The following is a 17,499-nucleotide window of genomic DNA, read 5'->3' on the forward strand; positions in this document are numbered from 1 at the left end:
TTGAGTTTATGGCGCAAAGTGGGTTCGATACCTACATTGCGGATAACCAATTTAGAAAACGAAATCCGCTGTTTAAAGCCAGCGAAACATACGAAACTGAGCAAGAAAAGCGCCGACTAAAACGCAGCAAAGGCAAGCCTCGGTTATTTACCTCAGACGATTTTCATCATGATGAGGCAACGCAAACATGCCGCTGCCCTGCAGGCAATGCCATGTGGCGAAGCGGGGTCAATGTAAACAGCCATAACCAACAATACACGCGATTCTGTGGTTATTTAAGAGACTGTAAAACCTGCCCACTACAACAATGCATGCGAAAGCCACCCATTAAAACGGGGCGACAAGTACAGTTTATAAATAATAAATCACGCAAAAAGCTAAGCTATATCGACAAAATGAAAGTTAAAATAGACAGCCCAATCGGACGACGGTAGCTGTTTATTAAAGAATGGCAAACGACTCGGCTGTATCGAACCGGCTTTTCTTTAAATAAAAAGCGGAACATTACAGTGAACAAAGACATGAATAAACTGACTTTACGGAGTAAAACGAAAGTGAATACCTTTGGTTTACGGTGGGGCAACTGTATTACCTTGTTCATAATATAGAAAAGCTGCAAAACACGATGCATTAAGAAGGGTAAGCCCTCTTACTCTAAATAAAAGCCACTCAAACACCCGTAATCCCTTCCAAAACGCCAATTAAAACAATATCAAACACGTCTTTATATGCTGCGTAAAAATACAGTAATCGATTGAACCAAAATAGGAACTCAGCTATGGTTTGTTTATCAATAAAAAATTTAAAAACGAGTTAATCTACAGGCTCGTTAGGTTACTTGGAGGTGTATGAAAACTTGTAGACTTTGTCAAAATAGTAGTGACCTTAGAAAGTCACATATTTTCCCTAGATCGATCTATAAGGGTCTTAAAAAAGACAGTGGGCAACTGTTAAATTTAAGTGTTGATAAGCCGCTTGAAGCTAAATTATCCAATAGCAACCCGACAGAAATGTTGCTGTGTGGTGAGTGCGAACAATTTCTCAATCGTAACTACGAGGGTTATGGTACTCGCTTATTGAAAGACCATCAGAAATTTAAGAAAACTCCTGAAGGGTTGATTATTAAGAACTTCAAATTCAATAAATTCTACTTGTATTTGATTTCCATATTGTGGAGAGCATCTGAGTCGACATTGCATGTTTTCTCAAATGTTGAATTAGGTTCAAAGTTCAATGAGTATTTTCGTTGTTGTATTCTTAACCGTTCTACAAGACTGAATACTTCTTTAAAGTTGGAACATTTTTGTCGAATATCTATGGTGAAACTGGTAGATCCTAGCGGTGATATTCCTCCTGAAGTAATGAGGAAATTGCTTATGTATATCACAAAAGAATTAGGAACATCAGCTCAAGATCCTGTCTTATTTTACTTTGTTGTGGATGGTTTTTTGATTATATATTATCTTCGTATATTTGATGATATTCATGAGCAAAGAACTGAAATAATCGCGGCTCAATTGACCAACAACCATAGAGTATTTGTACCAAAAGTAGATTATCGTACATTCAAGTTTCTCAACCAGGCATTCGAAGCAATAAATGTATATCACGAGAAAAAGTAACTTAACAAGAGTTTTCAAGCCGGAAAACTTACCGCTGGCCATCGCTTCGCGATTATAGCCAACGTTAATTTTCCGCTTAAAACAGCGTTATATGCCTAGAGGTAGTTGGAGAGTAGTATGTTCATATATACAAGGAAGCAGCTTGATGATTCTAAAGTTACCATAGTGTTTAGCCCAAACTTTAAGTGGCTTTCTTTATTTTTTGCTTCCTCAGCGATATTTTTTTCATACTTTAATTATTATAGTATCGCAGTATTATTTTTTTGTTGCTTTAGTCTCTGGATATTTTTATTTTTGATGAAAACAAAGAGTGTTCGAAGAGAAATTAAAGAGTTTACAGTTTTAGATAAAGTTGAAACTTCGGGTTCCAATTGGAATTATAAAAATCCAATTACTTATACTATAAAGTGTTAGGGGATTGGCATATAACAAGCCCATCAAGCTGATTCGCAACGCTGTTGCAAAGAACAAAGGCGCAACAAATTGTGCCAGCACAGCTCACGGCTTATGGGAGCGTTAGCTATATTGTCGTACTGTTGTGATTATATAATGTTACAGATTTTCCGTTGCTCAAAAAATGTTCTTCACATATATTTAATTGATACTTAATTGTTTTAATAAGAGGGATTTATGAAAATATTACACAAATGGATAATTTTGGCGGGTTTATTATTAGCCGCTCTTATTTCGTATGGCTACGGATTTTCTCAAGGCATAGTTATCTTTGTTGTTTTAGGTGTGGCTTTGGAGCTTACATTTTGGTTTGGTGTTTTTGGTAAAAAGCAGCAATGTAACGAACACCCCCGCAACTAATCTACAGCTAACAACACGCCCTGAGGTGGACATCAAGCGCTAAAGCTCACTTTCCACCGCAAATTTTAACAGCGGTGATCCTTTACTTTTCAATGCAGTTAAGTAAGTTGATTCATCGTAGGGCGTATGCGTTTTCCAGCACCTAAATAGTATTCGTGTCCACTTAAACGTCAATGATTTGATGATGGTATTATGGGGCTTTCCTTTGGCTTCTTGCTGCCGATAATATGCTTTTGCCCAAAATGAATAGCGCACAGATAATCCTGCCCATTCCACAAACGTTTGCCTTAACAACTTAGTGCATGATTACCGCCAGTGTATCCATTCCTTTTTGCCACTGCGTTCGGTTACTGGAGCAATGCCTGCGTATTGTTGTATGTCAGCGACGGAAAATTAATTAGACACCCATCCTAACGGAAAATTAATTAGACACCCATCCTAAAATTACTGTCAATAAAGACATGAATAAACTGACCTTATGGGGTCAAACGAAAGTGAATACCTTTAGTTTACGCTGGGGCAACTGTATTGTCTTGTTCATAATATAGAAAAACTGCAAAACACGATGCATTAAGAAGGGGAAGCCCTTTTAACCTAAAATAAAGCATCTCAAACATCCGTAATCACTTCCAAAACGCCAGTTAAAACAATATCAAACACGTATTTATATGCTGCGTAAAAATACAGTAATCGATTGAACCAAAATAGGAACTCAGCTATGGTTTGTTTATCAATAAAAACAAATAAAAAACGAGTTAATCTACAGGCTCGTTATAAGGCATAATCGAGGTTATAGTGAATCCAGATGTTGCAAAAAAACTATCATTAATTTTAGAAAAAACAACTAAAGAAAGTAATGATTTTCATCTTGTAAATTCGATCGAACAGGGCGTTATCGAAGGTTTTCATACTTTTTCGAATGGTATGAATTCATTTGGTGGTTTTTTAATAAGTAATGGAAGTGAAACGCTCTGGGTTCTAATTATTGATTGGAAGGGTGATAATAATTATTACCTTGTTTTATATCCAGAAAATAATAATCTACCTCCCCTAGCTGAGCTTCATAAAGAAACCACATCACAAGATGGTACTGATTTGACTTGGAGTTATATTCCAAGGAAAAAAGACAAGAAGAATGAAATACGTAAAGAGTTATTTCAAAATGTTTTTGGGGCGCTTAAAGCCGTAGTATCACTTCCAAATGATGACGTGACGTTAGATGATACTCTCAACGACCTATTTCATATTGCTGCTTGTAGAGTTCTTGCTGATAATTTAGAAGAGAACTTGAATTCATTAACACCAGTGTCATTTTCTGAAGGTAAAAGGCTAGAAAAGAAGCATTATTCCAGAGAGCGTTCTCAGGCATTGGTAAATCGGGCTAAAAAAATTCACGCAAAGAAGCACAAGGGTGAATTACCCTGTGAAGTTTGTGAGTTTGATTTTAAGAAAAAATATGGTGAAAAAGGAGCTTTGTATATTGAAGCTCACCACAAGGTACCTTTGAATGAGCTGGATGAAAATGAATCTAGAGAAACTCTAGTTGAAGATCTTGCCATGGTGTGTGCTAATTGCCATAGAATGTTACATCGTAGCCCTTATCAAACTATCAAAGAGTTGAAACACTGCTTAAATGCCTTTTAACAGCAAGCGCTGAAGCTCACTTTCCACCACAAATTTTAATAGCGATGATCCCTTACTTTTCAATACAGTTAAGTAAGTTGGTTGATCGTAAGGCATATGTGTTTTCCAGCACCTAAATAGTATTCGTATCCACTTAAATGCGAGCTTTGATATCACGCGTAAACATTCAACAATCGATTGTACCCAGGTAGAAACCCGGCTATGGTTTGTTATCAAGATAAATAAACCAGCTAATTTACAGGTTCGTTATGTCTCACGGAGGTTTTATCGCTCTATGAATGTTTTTCTAATAATTGCAGGTACATTAAGTGCTGTTGTAGCAACTTTGCATTTGGGTTGTATCTATTTTGGAGGTTCTTGGTATCGGTTCTTCGGTGCAGGAGAGCAAATGGCATTACTTTCTGAGCAAGGAAGTATTAAACCAACTCTTATTACTAGTGTAATTGTTCTGATTCTATCAACTTGGTCATTGTATGCATTTTCAGCCGCAGGTGTTATTTTTAAACTTCCATTCATCCGCCTAGCTCTTGTATTAATAACTTTTATTTATTTAGCCCGAGGTGTTGCAGGGTTCTTTCTAATAAATAACCCTATGGGGCGTTCGCCTGAGTTTTGGGTTTGGAGTTCTATTATTTGTTTATCTTTTGGTATTGTTCATCTTATTGGTTTAAAACAACAATGGGCAAGCTTGTGAGTAAAGTGTAATCTAATAAAGAATCAAACAAGGGCTATTACAATTGGCTTTTGGTAAAGCATTATATTTATAGTTAACTACTGGCCGCCAATAATTGACGGAACAAGGAATATTAAAATGGATAAAATGTCAGTTCACATAACCTCTAAACCTTTAGAGACTTACCCGCAAAAACAAACTTTAAAGGTGGTAGCTGGTGAAGTAACCGAAAAAGCGACTATGCACAAAGCAGCGGTTCAAAGTGACCAAGTGGATATATCTGAAGAAGGAAAAGAAAAAAGTCTGGAAGATCAAAACCGAGAGGCGTTACGTAAATTATCCGGCAATGAAGATGCAAGTCAGGCATCACAATCAGAAGGTGACCCTATTGATGAACAGATTGCTGAAATACAAGAAAAGATAGAAAAACTACTACAGGAAACTGCATTATTACGCAGCAAAGAAGATGAAGAGTCGCAGGCTAAAGTGAAGGTACTAGAAGCCGAAATTACAGGGCTTAACACTCAACTTATTGAATTATTGAGACAGCAATTAGAATCGGGTAAATAACAAGCACAGTAAGTATATGCAAAGGTAATTGGAGACAAGAACGTTATTAATAACATAATGAAGACGCTCACCTTAATCTTAAAACTAAAGGGGTTAACCCCTGATCTTACTGATAAAATTACTTAATTAACCAAAGTGGCTTATTGAAAGCCGCTACTTACTTTTAAAGCGCAGCGGCTTTTATTTGCTTTATGAATTAGTTTGCTGTCATCAACATTAGCTTTGCCTCTTTACCGTCTGTTAATACCGCGACGTTACCTTTATCAGTTATAAACACATCTCTTAACCTGCCTGCCGCCTTGGGAAATACGTGAGACTGCGTAAATTCACCACTTACCAGGTTAACGCTGTAGAGCTTCTTATCGACTAGCGTTGTGATTAGCACATGTTGTTGTAATGAAGGAAAAGCTGCATGTTTAGAGCCGTAATACGCCATGCCTGATGGCGCTATTGATGGCGTCCAATTAACACTTGGCTTTTGCATGCCTTTATATTCGGTAAATGGTGAAATACGCGCTTGCGAGTAATCTTTGCCATAGGTGATTACGGGCCAGCCGTAATTAGTCCCAGCGGTTAAGTAGTTTAGCTCGTCACCGCCTGCAGGGCCGTGCTCGTGGCTAACAATTTGCTGCGTATCGTAATCATAAACTAAGCCTTGAGGGTTACGATGACCAAGTGAGTAAACAGCATGTGTATTTAGGTTTTTGTGATTAATAAATGGGTTATCTGTTGGAATGGTACCATCTAGGTTTATACGTAATATTTTACCAAGTTGGCTGGTGATAACTTGTGCTTGCTCTCTAAAGTCAAAACCATCGCCCGTTGAAATTAATAACGTATTGTCGGGTAGGGCAAGGGCGCGTCCTGCGTAATGTTGCGGTGTGTTTTTATCAGTCGCTACTTTATAAATAACGTTAGGCTTTGAAAAGTCAGTGCCATTAAACGTGGCTTTGGCAACAACCAGCCTGTTTGCGTTTGCATCACCTTGGGCATAAGTAAAAATAATTTCTTTGGAGTTGTTATAATCTGGTGATAATACAATGTCGAGTAAACCACCTTGGCCTGCTACGTATAAACCTGTTAGGTTTAATTTTACTCTTGATTGCACGTTGTTTTTAACTATAACTACGTGGCCATCACGTTCTGTAATTAACCATGTGCCGTTTGGTAGTTCAACCATGCTCCACGGAGACTGTAATTGCGTAGCCAGTGTTTTTGTACTGTATTGCTCCTTTGGTAACGTAGCATCTGCATTAACAGAAAACGAAAGAAGCGAAAGCAGAGTAAAAAAAGAGATACATTGTTTACGGGGCAAGCCTTTGCTAGCATGACTAGTATAAGAGAAAAGCTTTATTTTAAGTTGAGATAACCATGTCGTTTTTAACACGTATATTGCCTTCATTTTTAGTTTCTTGGTTACTTACATTCACACTTGCTAGCTTGTTTCATAGCCAATACGTTGTCAATCAATTAGTTAATGTAGGTGTAGTGGTGGGCTTTAGTGATCGTGCTAGTTTAACGCTTGATGATTGGTTAGGCCTATTACCTACCTACGGCGCTATTATTGCCGTAGCACTTGCCATCGCTTTTTTTGTTACCGCAAAGCTTAATAAAAAGGTTCAAAAATACAGTACTCAGCTATTTGTTATTGCTGGCATTGTGGCATTTGCTATTGTGTTAATTGCCATTGAATCAATTATGAATATTCATATTATAGCGGGCGCAAGAGGCTGGGGTTTTTATGCTCAACTGCTTGCAGGCGCGTTAGGTGGTTTGGCGTTTTCGCAATTAGTTAAGGCAACTAAAAACCAAAAATCGTGTTAGATGTGTGAACATAAATACGGCTTATACGTTATTTAGTGATTAATAAATAAAGGCCGCTGTTTATTGTAAACAGGGGCCTTTAAATATGACCTTTAGAATTTAATTAAAAAATTAAACTAATTAGTTTGTAGCTACTTAGCCCAAAAATTAGGATTAAAACGGGTAGGGTTACCAGGTTTAACACCAAAGAGTTAGTGTAGTTTCCCATAACCCCTTTTTGATTAACCAGCCATACAAGGTAGGTGCTAACAATAGGGAGTAATAACCCGTTAGCCGCTTGCGCGAATATAATTACCGCGACAGGGTCTAAACCGAGTGACGCCACCGCAGCACCAAACAATAAAATAACAATAGCGACGCCTTTAAAGCGCGTGTTACCCATATCGTTTGACCACCCTAACATGCCACACACAGCATAAGCACCCGCAAGTGGCGCTGTAATAGCACTTGTTAAACCTGCAGCAAATAAACCAATAGCAAAAAAGTAATGAGCGGCGTCACCAAGCAATGGCTCTAGCTGCACGGCCATGTTAGCCGCACTAATTTGCCCCGCATCGGTGCCATAAAATGCAACTGAAGCTGTAGATAAAATAGCTAAAGTGATCACACCGCCTAAAGTGATTGATAGACCTGTATCAACATTTGTTTGTTTAATCACTTTTTGCATGTCGCTGTTACTGTCGTGTCTAGCAGCGAGTACGCCGGAGTGCAAAAATAAGTTATACGGCACAATGGTAGTACCAACTAAAGCTAGTATGGTTGTAATCGAACCCTCAGGCATACTAGGAATAAAACCTGCAAATACATCACCCAGTGAAGGGGCTGCCATTACAAGTGTTGAGATAAACACTAAGCTCATTAAAATAACGAGTAAAATTAGCGCGTTTTCAACCACTTTATGTTTACCACTATACAGTAAAGCTGCACTTAAAAAAGCAATAAGTGGTGTCCATAGTTGGGAGTTAACTTGTGGGAATATTTCAATTAACCCCATGCTAGCGCCACTTAAGTTACCCGCTTCATAAGCTGCACTGCCCACACCAATGGCGCTAATGACTAAAAATATAGCTAAAGATTTAAATAAGGGCGTTTGAATATGTGCTCTGAGCGCTTGAGCTAAATCTTGCCCGGTAGCAACGCCAAGGCGCGCCGCCATAGATTGTAATAATATAGTGGCAACTACTGAAAACAGTAATGTCCATATAAGTGCAAAACCAAAGTTTGCACCTGCCACGCTGGCGGTAGTAATGGTCCCTGGTCCAATGAAGGCAGCGGTGACAAGTAGTCCTGGTCCTAATCGCATAATTGACCTTAATAGTGTTATTGCATGTTGCTATTTAAAGTTACATCTAACGTTTAAAACCAATATTTATACGCGATGCCTGTAGTGTTATTGCTGCCACTTTAATTAAGTGCCCTGCAGCGATAATCGCCCCTTGGCTGGTTCTTTTTTAATAAGTATAAGTTATACCAATCCGCAATAATACTTAATCAATTTGAGGGGTTAAATATGACGCTAACTGCGTTAAAAATTTCTGATATACGACTGCATGGATGCAGGAGGTAGAGCAATGCAGGAGCAATTAGTGATAACAACTAAATAACGAAATTTTGCCTGGTTATCGACACGATTTCCCCACCTCAGAATAGATCACTTAATTAAGCGAATTTCTATTAAAAAAGGTCGAGTAGGATACCAACTTGTATATAAATTTAAAGGGGATACAGTGCGTTTGCATAAATTTAAACGAATATATAAGCGAGTTAAATGAGTGATGCCAATATTAATATCGGCATCAGTATATTTACTTTATTAGGTTTTTAATCGCTTCTAAGCCTTTTTTTAGGGTATCTGCATCGGTAGCATAGTTAATACGAATACACTCGTGCTTGTGCGCCCAGCTGTCGTCAATGCCGATAAAAAAGTTGTGACCTGGGATCACATACACGTCTTGCTTTTTAAGCTTTTGATACAATGCCTCGCTTGTCATTTTTGCATCTTTAAACCACAGCCACATAAAAAATGCGCCTTCAACTTTGTGCAAATAAACAGGCAATTCGGCAAATACTTCATCAAACAACTCAATCGCTATGTGTGCTTTATTACGATAAAAGGGCAGTACAACGTTGCGGCACAGTGGGAGTAGTTCGTTGTCGTTAATTAAGCGTGTCACTAAGCTTGGACCAATACTATTTGGCGATAACACCATGCTGCCATTTACGCGGCCAATTGCTTTAATAATCTCATTGTTTGCAACCACAATACCGCTGCGTAAACCCGGTAGGCCAAGTTTTGAAAGTGACATACATAAAATAATGTTTGAGTTCCACGTTAGGTTTGCGTCTGTGTAAATACAACCTGGAAACGGATCGCCATATGCGTTATCAATAATGAGTGGAATACCATATTGCTTAGCGAGCAAATCAAGGTGTTTTACTTCATCATCAGTAATTACATTACCTGTTGGATTGGTAGGGCGTGATACGCACAGCGCGCTTATGCTGCTGTCGTTTGCTAGTACTTTTTCAACTGCTTTAAAATCAATGACGTATTTAAACTGTTTTGATGCGCTACCTGTATTTAAAATTTCGATATCAGGCTTTATGGCAACAAACATATCAGCCGATAAACCTTGATCGGCATAACCTATGTACTCTGGCGCAAGGGGAAATAAAATCTTTTTATGGCTGCCATCCGGCATCTCACCTGCCAACATATTAAACAGCACAAAAAAGTTAGCTTGGCTGCCATTACCAAGTGCTATGTTATCGGCGCTAATATCCCATGCATACTCTTTACTTAGCTGGCCTGCTAATGCCGCTCTAAACTCGTCGTTACCGGTTGGGCCGTCGTAAAGGCCAAATACCTGCGATACCTTGTTACTGGCAACGAGTTTTTGTAATTCACTTAAAAAAACCTCATTTACTTGTGGTACTAGTGCGGGATTACCGCCACCGAGCATAACAATATTAGGATTGTTGCTGTTTTTAGCACCACCTAAATCTTCCATTAACTGAGTAATGCCGTTGGGTTGTGTGAATTTAGTGCCAAAGTTTGAGTAGTTCATAATGCATAGCGTTTGTTAGTAATGGGGAGGGCAGTATAGCGTAAATAAAGGGCTTAAATTCGATGATGAGAATAATTCAATGCTTAGCTTTGTAGCTAGCTATAGTAATGTAATTTCTTATAAAAAAAGGCTAAGTTAAGGTTTTTTAACGCCGTATAAAAACTCTTCGCCGCAGTCCATATACAAATCAAATTTGGTCATAACTTTGGTAAACATGGGGGCGTGCAAAAACTCGTTTAACCATGCGCGTACATGCGTGTATTCACTTTGTAAGTACCAGTGTTTATCTACGCGGGCAAACTGCCTAATAAACGGAAGTAGTGCATAATCGGCTAGGCTTTTTTCATTGCCCATTAGGTACTTATGTGTGGTTAGTTTTGCTTCAAATTGCTTAATAAACTCTTCGCAGGCTTTTTGGTAATAAATTTGTGCCATGTCTTTTGTGCGAGCATAAAACTTATACTTTTCAAGCACTGGTTTAAATTTCGTGTCGTTTAGCTTAATTAATTCAAGCATGCGCTCAAGTGCTAATGGGTCTTGAGTATGCAGTAAATTATACGGATCGTTTTGCTTTAAAGCCCAGAGCATAATATCTAGGCTTTCATCTATAACTTGATTATTCGGCAATAATAAAACAGGCACTGTACCTTTTGGCGATATTTGCAAAAGATGCGGTGGCTTATTTTTAGTTTTTATAGCGCGTAGTAGCACGTGTTGCTCTGCCATTAAAATACCCATTCGTGCACGCATTGCGTATGGGCAGTGTTGTAATGAATATAATAATGGCAATGTCATTTTAATACTTACCTTAGCTGTTTAAGCCTTCAACATATTGCTGACGTGTTTTTACCTTTACCATGTGATTTAACTGATCAGCAGCGTGTGTTTGCCCGCTAATTAAATCCTGAAAATGCGCAAGTAACACGGCTTTATCGAGTTTTTCTTTATCGCCTGAGCCAATGTCGGTTAAATCAATCATAAACTCGTCAAACTTGTCGGCGTAATCGGTCACAATATCCATATTTAAAAATTGCTCGTGGTTATAAATGCTCGGGTAGCCGCCTTTTTGTTTATCAATAGCAAAGCTAATGCCTTTTACATTGGTAACGGTTGTTTCTTTTTTACAGCTCAACATACAGCTTGCGTCAATACGTGGTTTCTTACAGCCAACGGTTTGCTGGAAAAAACACTGACGGCTGGTCATCATTAGTATTGGATGATAAATGCTGTACATCATTTTAAAGTTGTTAGGGCGTTTAATACTACGCATTTGTGGTTTGTTTATTTCGTTTGAAATAAACGCGCCTTTTGCGTTTAAATCTTCTTGTAGTGTTAGTAACGCATAAGAGTTTGTAGTGTTTAATAATGGACCGGCAATCCAGTCAAGACCCATTTGCACTGCTTTAAATGCAACACCTGTGTTGTTACTAATAATAAGCTTAGGTTTTACAACCTCGAGTAAACGCACTGCTTCTTCAAAATCTTTACCAATTAACACCGCCGGAAACCACGGAATTAACTGCGGGTGCTCTAAAAATACGTTGATGTATTTATCGTTATCGGTTCTAAAGCTCTCAGGTAATTTAAAGTAAACATCGCCATTTGTTAAATCACATAGGTGAACGTCTTTTATGTCCGATATTAAAATGGAGAGTGTTGTTTTGTTTTTATCTGCTTTTTCGTGGTTTACTAGTTTTGGTAATTCAACAGGGGCGAGTACGTCTTTGCCTTCGTTTAATAAAAACGCGACTTGCTTTTTAATACGGGCGAGCTCTTTAAACGGAATGCTTAAGTTGTTGCCTAAGTTTGAGTAATCCATATTTTTAATTTCAAAATTGGCATTACTAAAGCTTTTAAAGCGTTTATCAATAGCAGCAATATCAACAACCGATTTATCGGCGGTTTGCATAGGCATTTGCGATTGAACTTCAAAGCGTAGAGGCTCTTTTTCGTTTTTATTCGAAAGCGTAATATCGTTTTTATCTTCAATAATTATGTTTACAGTGAATGGCTGATTTAATTGCCCTGAAAATTCTAATGTAAGCTCGCGCTTTGAAATATCTAAAAATTCAATTTTCTTTTTAACTAACGAATCAATTTCACTTTTTTGAGTGGAAAGCTCTTGCTGTGCATCGTAAATTTGCACGACCGAAATTGCGTTGTTTTTTTCGTTAGCGTGATCAAAACTATGGTCGCGCGGGTTATCGGTAAACATGTTTTTGGTCATGTCGCCGGTTAAAAACTTATTAGTAAAGTTACGGTTAAATACTTTGTATAAGCTTGAATCGTCTTCAATTAGGTTACCGGTTTGCACAAACGTGTCTATTTGTTTGCGCCAGCTATCAATCACTGTATGTACGTAGTTAGCGCCTTTAATGCGGCCTTCTACTTTTAACGAGTCAACACCTGCAGCTACAAGCTCTGGTAAATCAAAATAAGCTGAATTATCTTTTAAGTTTAACGGATGCTTGTTACCCATGGCCGTTGGCTCGTATTCGTCACGACATGCTTGCGAGCAACGACCACGGTTACCCGAGTTACCCACACTTACCGAGCTTGAGTAACATTGCCCTGAAAACGCAATACATAATGCGCCGTGCACAAATACTTCGGTTAATACGTCGCATTTATGCGCTACGTCGGTCAATATTTTAATTTCAGTTAAGTTAAGCTCGCGCGATAAATTTACACGCGTAGCGCCAATGCGCGCTAAAAATTCAACCTGTGATTCGTTATGCGTAGTTAACTGAGTTGATGCGTGAATATGCAAAGTAGGAAAGTGCTTTTTAACTATATTGAATAACCCTAAATCTTGCACAATAATACCGTCGAGCGTGGTATTTACTAGCTGATTTAATAGCTTAAATAGCGCACCCATTTCGTGCTCTAATATAACTACATTTAGCGTTAAAAAAATCTCACAGCCGTATTCATGGGCTAGGCGAAGTGCGCCGTTAAGCTCATCAAACGAAAGATTAGACGCTCGGTTACGTGCATTAAAGGTATCTAACCCACAATAAACCGCATTAGCACCGGCTACAATGGCGGCTTTTACCGCGTTTACATCACCGCCTGGGGCTAATAGTTCAATCTTTCTACTCATTACAATGTCGCTTCGCTCATATTTAATTGCCGCGAATTTTATATGGTTAAGCACGTTAATGCTATTTATTGAGAGATATAATAAGTAGTAAAATAAAAGAGTGTATAAAATTACAATTAAGCTGGCTGATTTATTACGTAAACATGTAATAAAATGATAGTTTATAAGCAAGCAACACTTTCAACTTTACTTAGGCGATACCCATCAGTAATCAAGATCTTAAACAGTTAGATACAGATTTAAACCGTGAAGAATCTGTAATTATTAACACCCAACTAAAAATAGCCACATTTAACCTGTTTAACTATCTTGAGCCACCCAATGCATACTATGAATTTGAGAAGATTTATACCGCGCAGCAGTGGGCTAAAAAGCAGCGTTGGATTGTTGATTACTTAACAGAGCATGCCCCTGATGTGATTGGTTTTCAGGAAGTGTTTAGTATTAACTCGTTAAAAGAGTTAGTGGGCGGGCAAGGCTATAATTACTTTGCGGTGGTAGATACACCAGAGGTGATTGATGATTTTATTTATAAGCGCCCCGTGGTAGCAATTGCCTCTAAATATCCCATAGTTGAGGTAGCAGCGGTTGAACACGATAGTGAGCTTGCAAGTACGCTTGGCCTTAATAGTGAGTTTACTTTTAGTCGTAGGGTATTGAGAGCGACCGTTACTTTACCGCATATAGGCAATACTGATTGTTATGTGGTGCATTTTAAATCTAAGCGCCCGATGATTAATGTTGATGAACACAATAAAGAGCTAGCGCCCGAGCAAAACATAATTGAGATTTTAAAAGCGAATGTAGCAGGAGGGTGGGGATCAACTATTCAGCGTGGCAGTGAAGCTACATTGCTAATGATACAAATGATTACTCGCCGCGAAGCTACGCAACAACCCATGCTATTAATGGGGGACTTCAATAATGAACTTGCGGATGGCGTATTAAGCCATTTACTGACGAGTACGCTACGCTTTGCACCTGCGTTTGATGCTAAAACCTACCTCGCTAAATATTGTCTAAATGATTCATGGGATTTGTTTGTTAAGTCGCAGCGAAGTAATGATGAGGTTTCTAGCGATGAAGCAATAACAAACGATGTACAAAGTGATTGTGATAGCAGTAACAGCGAGATTGTTGATTCAGCGGATAAAAGCCAAGTAAAAAATATAAATATAACAAAGACAGCACCGTTAAGGCCGCCAACACATTATTATGGCGCGAGCAGCTCTGTGCTTGATTACATTTTATTGTCGTGCGAGTTTGACGCTAGTTACGATGACAGCTTTTTTGAAGTAAGCGCTTATAACACTTACGACAGGCACTTAATAAACCCCGAGTATGAGCGTGATGATTTAACTACCGACCACGGTGTTGTATTGGTTACCCTTAAACTAAGAAGCTAGGTTTTCTCATTTAATAACTTACAGCGTACGATTAAGCTAAAAAAGAATTAAGCTGCAATATGCATAATTATGCTAAAATCATAAATTAACAATTACCCATATTGCAGCGAAACTTGACCTGCAGTCTTTATGTGTATATTTTATCGCCAGAATTTTTGCATTAAATCAATAACAAATCACTAAAATGGTAAATATGGAATTTTACACTTACTCGTATCACACGCGAAAGATGGACTTAAATTCGCAAGTACACACTTTCTTCGTAAATCGAATTTATAATTCTAAATTGTTAGTGAAAGCTTTGCTTTTTGCTTTGTTTATTAGTTTAAGTAGCGCTTACGCGCAAGAAACTACCTCATACAGTTTAATCAATGAATCTAATACAGGGCTGCTAAAAAGAGCCGAATTACTTATGGATACTGACGTTATAACAAGTATCGAACTAAGTAAGGCGTTGTTGTTACAAGCGCAAAGTGCTGATGACACGTTACTCAGCGCAAAATTACATAACTTATTAGGTAAAGCGAATAAAAAAAATAACAATATTAATGAATCGCTTCATCACTTTTCACAATCCTCGGCTTATTACAGTAAATTAAATGATCCACGCAACCAAATAAAGGCGTCTATTAATTATATAAAAATATTATCAGATGAAAAACGTTATGACGAACTTGCTAACCGCATTGAAACTTTATTACCAACAACGCTTGTGTATGGCGATGAGTTCTTTATAGCACAAGTACTCCTAACAAAGGGGGATTCGTTTTATGAACAAAAGAAATACAATGACGCGATCACGCAATATTCATCTGCTTTAAAATACCTTGTAAATAAAGACGAAAAAATACAAAAACAGTTAGGTGAAACGTATAAAAAATTAGCTCAGTCGTATAAGCGTCTTGAAAATAGAGAGCAAACGGCTCATTTTTATACCAAAGCTTTAGAGATATATACTAATTTAGATGATTTAAAGTTGATGGCGCGTACATTAAACACACTAGCAGAAGCGCAGCGCTATTTAGACAACTTAGTTTTAGCCCTTGATTACTCGACTCGTGCATTAGAAATACAGAAAGACATTGACGATCCTGTGGGCTTAGCTAAAGCATTATTAGGTGCTGGTATTATTTATCGCCATATCAACCTTTATGAAAAATCACTTAAGCATATAAATGAGGCATATTTATATTATAAAAAAGTAAATAACGTGCTTGGGATTGCTAAAACATCCAATCAAATGGGGCTGCTATACACTCGATTAAAGCAGTTTGATCAGGCCGAGATTTTCTATCAAATAACCATTGATTTACCAAAAGGTGTGGTCGAGGAAAAAACGCTCGCGTCGGCCTTAAGAGAAATGGCTGTTATTAACTATGAGTCTGGCGACTTAGAATCAGCGATGAAATTTGCTCAGAAAGCTTACGTAACTTATAAAACCAAAAATCTTACATCCTACATTTCTATAACGGCGCGTATTATTGCTAATATTTATCGTGCCCAAGGGAATAAAAACAAGGCTATAGAGTATTACAAAGAGTCGTTGTCGTTCGCCAGAGAAACAGGCAGTAAGCTTTATGAGATAAAGTCGCTAACAGCGCTTGCGGCGATTTTAATTGGTATTGATACAAATGAGGCGATTTCTTTACTAAAAAGGTCACTCGCTTTATCAACCGAAATAGATGATAAGTTACATATGCTATACGCTTATCGTGAAATTCGAATAGCAGAAAAACAGCGTGGACGAATAAATGAATCACTACGTTACGCGGAAGAAGAAATAGCCCTGACCGGAATCATTCAATACGAAAGAGACGAAAGTAAGCTTGCTCTTGAAAAAGCACATTTGCATTCTCACAAAATGGAAATAGAGCTGGAGACGTTAAGAGAAAAAGAAAAACTCCATCAACTTGAGCTTGAAAAGAAAAACAATGAAATTGAAATATCTGGCCAAGCTAGGGTTATATCAGAGCTAGAGCTTGCAAAAAACAAATACGCGAGTATTGCGCTCGCATTTTTATTAGCCGCTTGCTTAGCTATTGTTTTATTGGTTTATCGAAGCTTTATTGCCTCTAAAAAACGAAATGAAGAGTTAGACTATTTGGCCGCGCGAGACCCTTTAACAAATTGTTATAACCGCCGCATTTTATTTGAGATTATGAATCGCGACTTTTTGGATTTACCTCAAATTGAAGAATATTGTATTTTAATGGTCGATATTGACCATTTTAAAAGTGTTAACGATACTTATGGGCACAGTATTGGCGACACCGTACTTTGTGGTGTTGCCAGTCTTTTACAAGCCAATATACGTACGAGCGATAGCGTTGCCCGTTTTGGTGGCGAAGAATTTTGTATTATTTTACCCAATACGACTCAAGAGCAAGCAATACGTATTGCTGAGGCTATTCGTATTAAAGTAGAAAAAGCGATATTTGATGATATTCCTGTTACGTGTAGTTTTGGGGTTACGTCTATTAAATTTAAAGCCAGAACGCCTTCTGAGTTAATTGAACAGGCCGATTTAGCACTTTATGAGGCTAAGTCTTTGGGTCGTAATCAAGTTGTGTTGTGGGATTGTGCGTTTGAAGAGTTTAAGCTTTTTAGATCGGAGTAAACCCAGCAGTATACAGCTCAGTTTTGATGTTATTTTTAAAATCATAACAAGTAAATTTTATACAACGCCGTGAGTTACTTACATATGTAATTAGGCTTATTAAATTAACCCTTTAAATATCAGTGTATTAACTTAGGCTTTAAAATTGCATTCTAAACT

General features: G+C 37.9%; 14 protein-coding genes and 1 pseudogene. 9 read left to right on the forward strand and 6 right to left on the reverse strand.

The features are described 5' to 3' along the window. The 3 genes from QL995_RS13035 to QL995_RS13045 all read left to right on the forward strand — a co-directional run. A partial coding sequence (locus QL995_RS13035; protein ID WP_290294344.1) for a transposase occupies window positions 1-434 on the forward strand: 434 nt, incomplete at its 5' end. 414 nt (window positions 435-848) lie between these two features. Then, complete coding sequence (locus QL995_RS13040; RefSeq protein ID WP_290294345.1) at window positions 849-1,622, forward strand: hypothetical protein; 774 nt, start codon at window positions 849-851, stop codon at window positions 1,620-1,622. 630 nt (window positions 1,623-2,252) lie between these two features. Then, window positions 2,253-2,435, forward strand: a complete 183-nt coding sequence (locus QL995_RS13045; RefSeq protein ID WP_010552629.1) for a hypothetical protein — start codon at window positions 2,253-2,255, stop codon at window positions 2,433-2,435. Between the two features lie 39 nt (window positions 2,436-2,474). On the opposite strand, the pseudogene QL995_RS13050 reads toward QL995_RS13045, so the two are convergent. Next, window positions 2,475-2,816 (reverse strand): annotated as a pseudogene (locus QL995_RS13050) (transposase); the annotation flags it as partial. Between the two features lie 414 nt (window positions 2,817-3,230). Here QL995_RS13050 and QL995_RS13055 point away from each other — a divergent pair. From QL995_RS13055 to QL995_RS13065, 3 genes are all read left to right on the forward strand, one after another. Continuing rightward, the gene (locus QL995_RS13055; RefSeq protein WP_169043748.1) at window positions 3,231-4,079 is read left to right on the forward strand and encodes an HNH endonuclease; all 849 of its coding nucleotides are present in this window, start codon (window positions 3,231-3,233) and stop codon (window positions 4,077-4,079) included. A gap of 274 nt (window positions 4,080-4,353) precedes the next feature. Next, window positions 4,354-4,773, forward strand: coding sequence for a hypothetical protein (locus tag QL995_RS13060; RefSeq protein WP_165726160.1), 420 nt, complete (start codon window positions 4,354-4,356; stop codon window positions 4,771-4,773). Window positions 4,774-4,899: 126 nt separating this feature from the next. Beyond that, the gene (locus tag QL995_RS13065; protein WP_282114592.1) at window positions 4,900-5,322 is read left to right on the forward strand and encodes a hypothetical protein; all 423 of its coding nucleotides are present in this window, start codon (window positions 4,900-4,902) and stop codon (window positions 5,320-5,322) included. 196 nt (window positions 5,323-5,518) lie between these two features. On the opposite strand, the gene QL995_RS13070 is transcribed toward QL995_RS13065, so the two are convergent. After that, on the reverse strand, window positions 5,519-6,709 hold the full coding sequence (locus tag QL995_RS13070; RefSeq protein ID WP_282114593.1) for a PQQ-dependent sugar dehydrogenase: 1,191 nt from the start codon (window positions 6,707-6,709) through the stop codon (window positions 5,519-5,521). Between QL995_RS13070 and QL995_RS13075 the strand changes: the two genes are divergently transcribed. After that, window positions 6,694-7,146, forward strand: a complete 453-nt coding sequence (locus QL995_RS13075) for a hypothetical protein (RefSeq protein ID WP_282114594.1) — start codon at window positions 6,694-6,696, stop codon at window positions 7,144-7,146. The two genes, QL995_RS13070 and QL995_RS13075, sit on opposite strands and share 16 nt — an antisense overlap. Before the next feature lie 103 nt (window positions 7,147-7,249). On the opposite strand, the gene QL995_RS13080 is transcribed toward QL995_RS13075, so the two are convergent. From QL995_RS13080 to QL995_RS13095, 4 genes are all read right to left on the reverse strand, one after another. Next, window positions 7,250-8,449 carry an Nramp family divalent metal transporter gene (locus QL995_RS13080; protein WP_282114595.1) on the reverse strand — a complete coding sequence of 400 codons (1,200 nt, stop codon included), beginning with the start codon at window positions 8,447-8,449 and terminating at the stop codon, window positions 7,250-7,252. 502 nt (window positions 8,450-8,951) lie between these two features. Further along, on the reverse strand, window positions 8,952-10,214 hold the full coding sequence (locus tag QL995_RS13085) for a valine--pyruvate transaminase (RefSeq protein ID WP_282114596.1): 1,263 nt from the start codon (window positions 10,212-10,214) through the stop codon (window positions 8,952-8,954). Between the two features lie 135 nt (window positions 10,215-10,349). Next, window positions 10,350-11,009, reverse strand: a complete 660-nt coding sequence (locus QL995_RS13090; RefSeq protein ID WP_290294346.1) for a glutathione S-transferase — start codon at window positions 11,007-11,009, stop codon at window positions 10,350-10,352. Window positions 11,010-11,022: 13 nt separating this feature from the next. Next, window positions 11,023-13,317, reverse strand: a complete 2,295-nt coding sequence (locus QL995_RS13095) for a peptidase U32 family protein (protein ID WP_197150969.1) — start codon at window positions 13,315-13,317, stop codon at window positions 11,023-11,025. A gap of 296 nt (window positions 13,318-13,613) precedes the next feature. On the opposite strand from QL995_RS13095, the gene QL995_RS13100 reads away from it, so the two are divergent. Both QL995_RS13100 and QL995_RS13105 read left to right on the forward strand, forming a co-directional pair. Then, complete coding sequence (locus QL995_RS13100) at window positions 13,614-14,723, forward strand: endonuclease/exonuclease/phosphatase family protein (RefSeq protein ID WP_290294435.1); 1,110 nt, start codon at window positions 13,614-13,616, stop codon at window positions 14,721-14,723. 292 nt (window positions 14,724-15,015) lie between these two features. Further along, the gene (locus tag QL995_RS13105; RefSeq protein ID WP_290294348.1) at window positions 15,016-17,340 is read left to right on the forward strand and encodes a GGDEF domain-containing protein; all 2,325 of its coding nucleotides are present in this window, start codon (window positions 15,016-15,018) and stop codon (window positions 17,338-17,340) included. Window positions 17,341-17,499: the final 159 nt, after the last annotated feature.

Origin of the sequence: Pseudoalteromonas sp. APC 3358, from assembly GCF_030408075.1 — a bacterium.
GTDB classification, from domain to species: domain Bacteria; phylum Pseudomonadota; class Gammaproteobacteria; order Enterobacterales; family Alteromonadaceae; genus Pseudoalteromonas; species Pseudoalteromonas arctica.

Bases quoted from the DNA above. Each gene is read 5' to 3' on its own strand.
- QL995_RS13045 (WP_010552629.1), top strand. From the start codon at position 2,253: ATGAAAATATTACACAAATGGATAATTTTGGCGGGTTTATTATTAGCC.
- QL995_RS13060 (WP_165726160.1), top strand. From the start codon at position 4,354: ATGAATGTTTTTCTAATAATTGCAGGTACATTAAGTGCTGTTGTAGCA.
- QL995_RS13095 (WP_197150969.1), bottom strand. From the start codon at position 13,317: ATGAGTAGAAAGATTGAACTATTAGCCCCAGGCGGTGATGTAAACGCG.
- QL995_RS13090 (WP_290294346.1), bottom strand. From the start codon at position 11,009: ATGACATTGCCATTATTATATTCATTACAACACTGCCCATACGCAATG.
- QL995_RS13085 (WP_282114596.1), bottom strand. From the start codon at position 10,214: ATGAACTACTCAAACTTTGGCACTAAATTCACACAACCCAACGGCATT.
- QL995_RS13065 (WP_282114592.1), top strand. From the start codon at position 4,900: ATGTCAGTTCACATAACCTCTAAACCTTTAGAGACTTACCCGCAAAAA.
- QL995_RS13080 (WP_282114595.1), bottom strand. From the start codon at position 8,449: ATGCGATTAGGACCAGGACTACTTGTCACCGCTGCCTTCATTGGACCA.
- QL995_RS13075 (WP_282114594.1), top strand. From the start codon at position 6,694: ATGTCGTTTTTAACACGTATATTGCCTTCATTTTTAGTTTCTTGGTTA.
- QL995_RS13040 (WP_290294345.1), top strand. From the start codon at position 849: ATGAAAACTTGTAGACTTTGTCAAAATAGTAGTGACCTTAGAAAGTCA.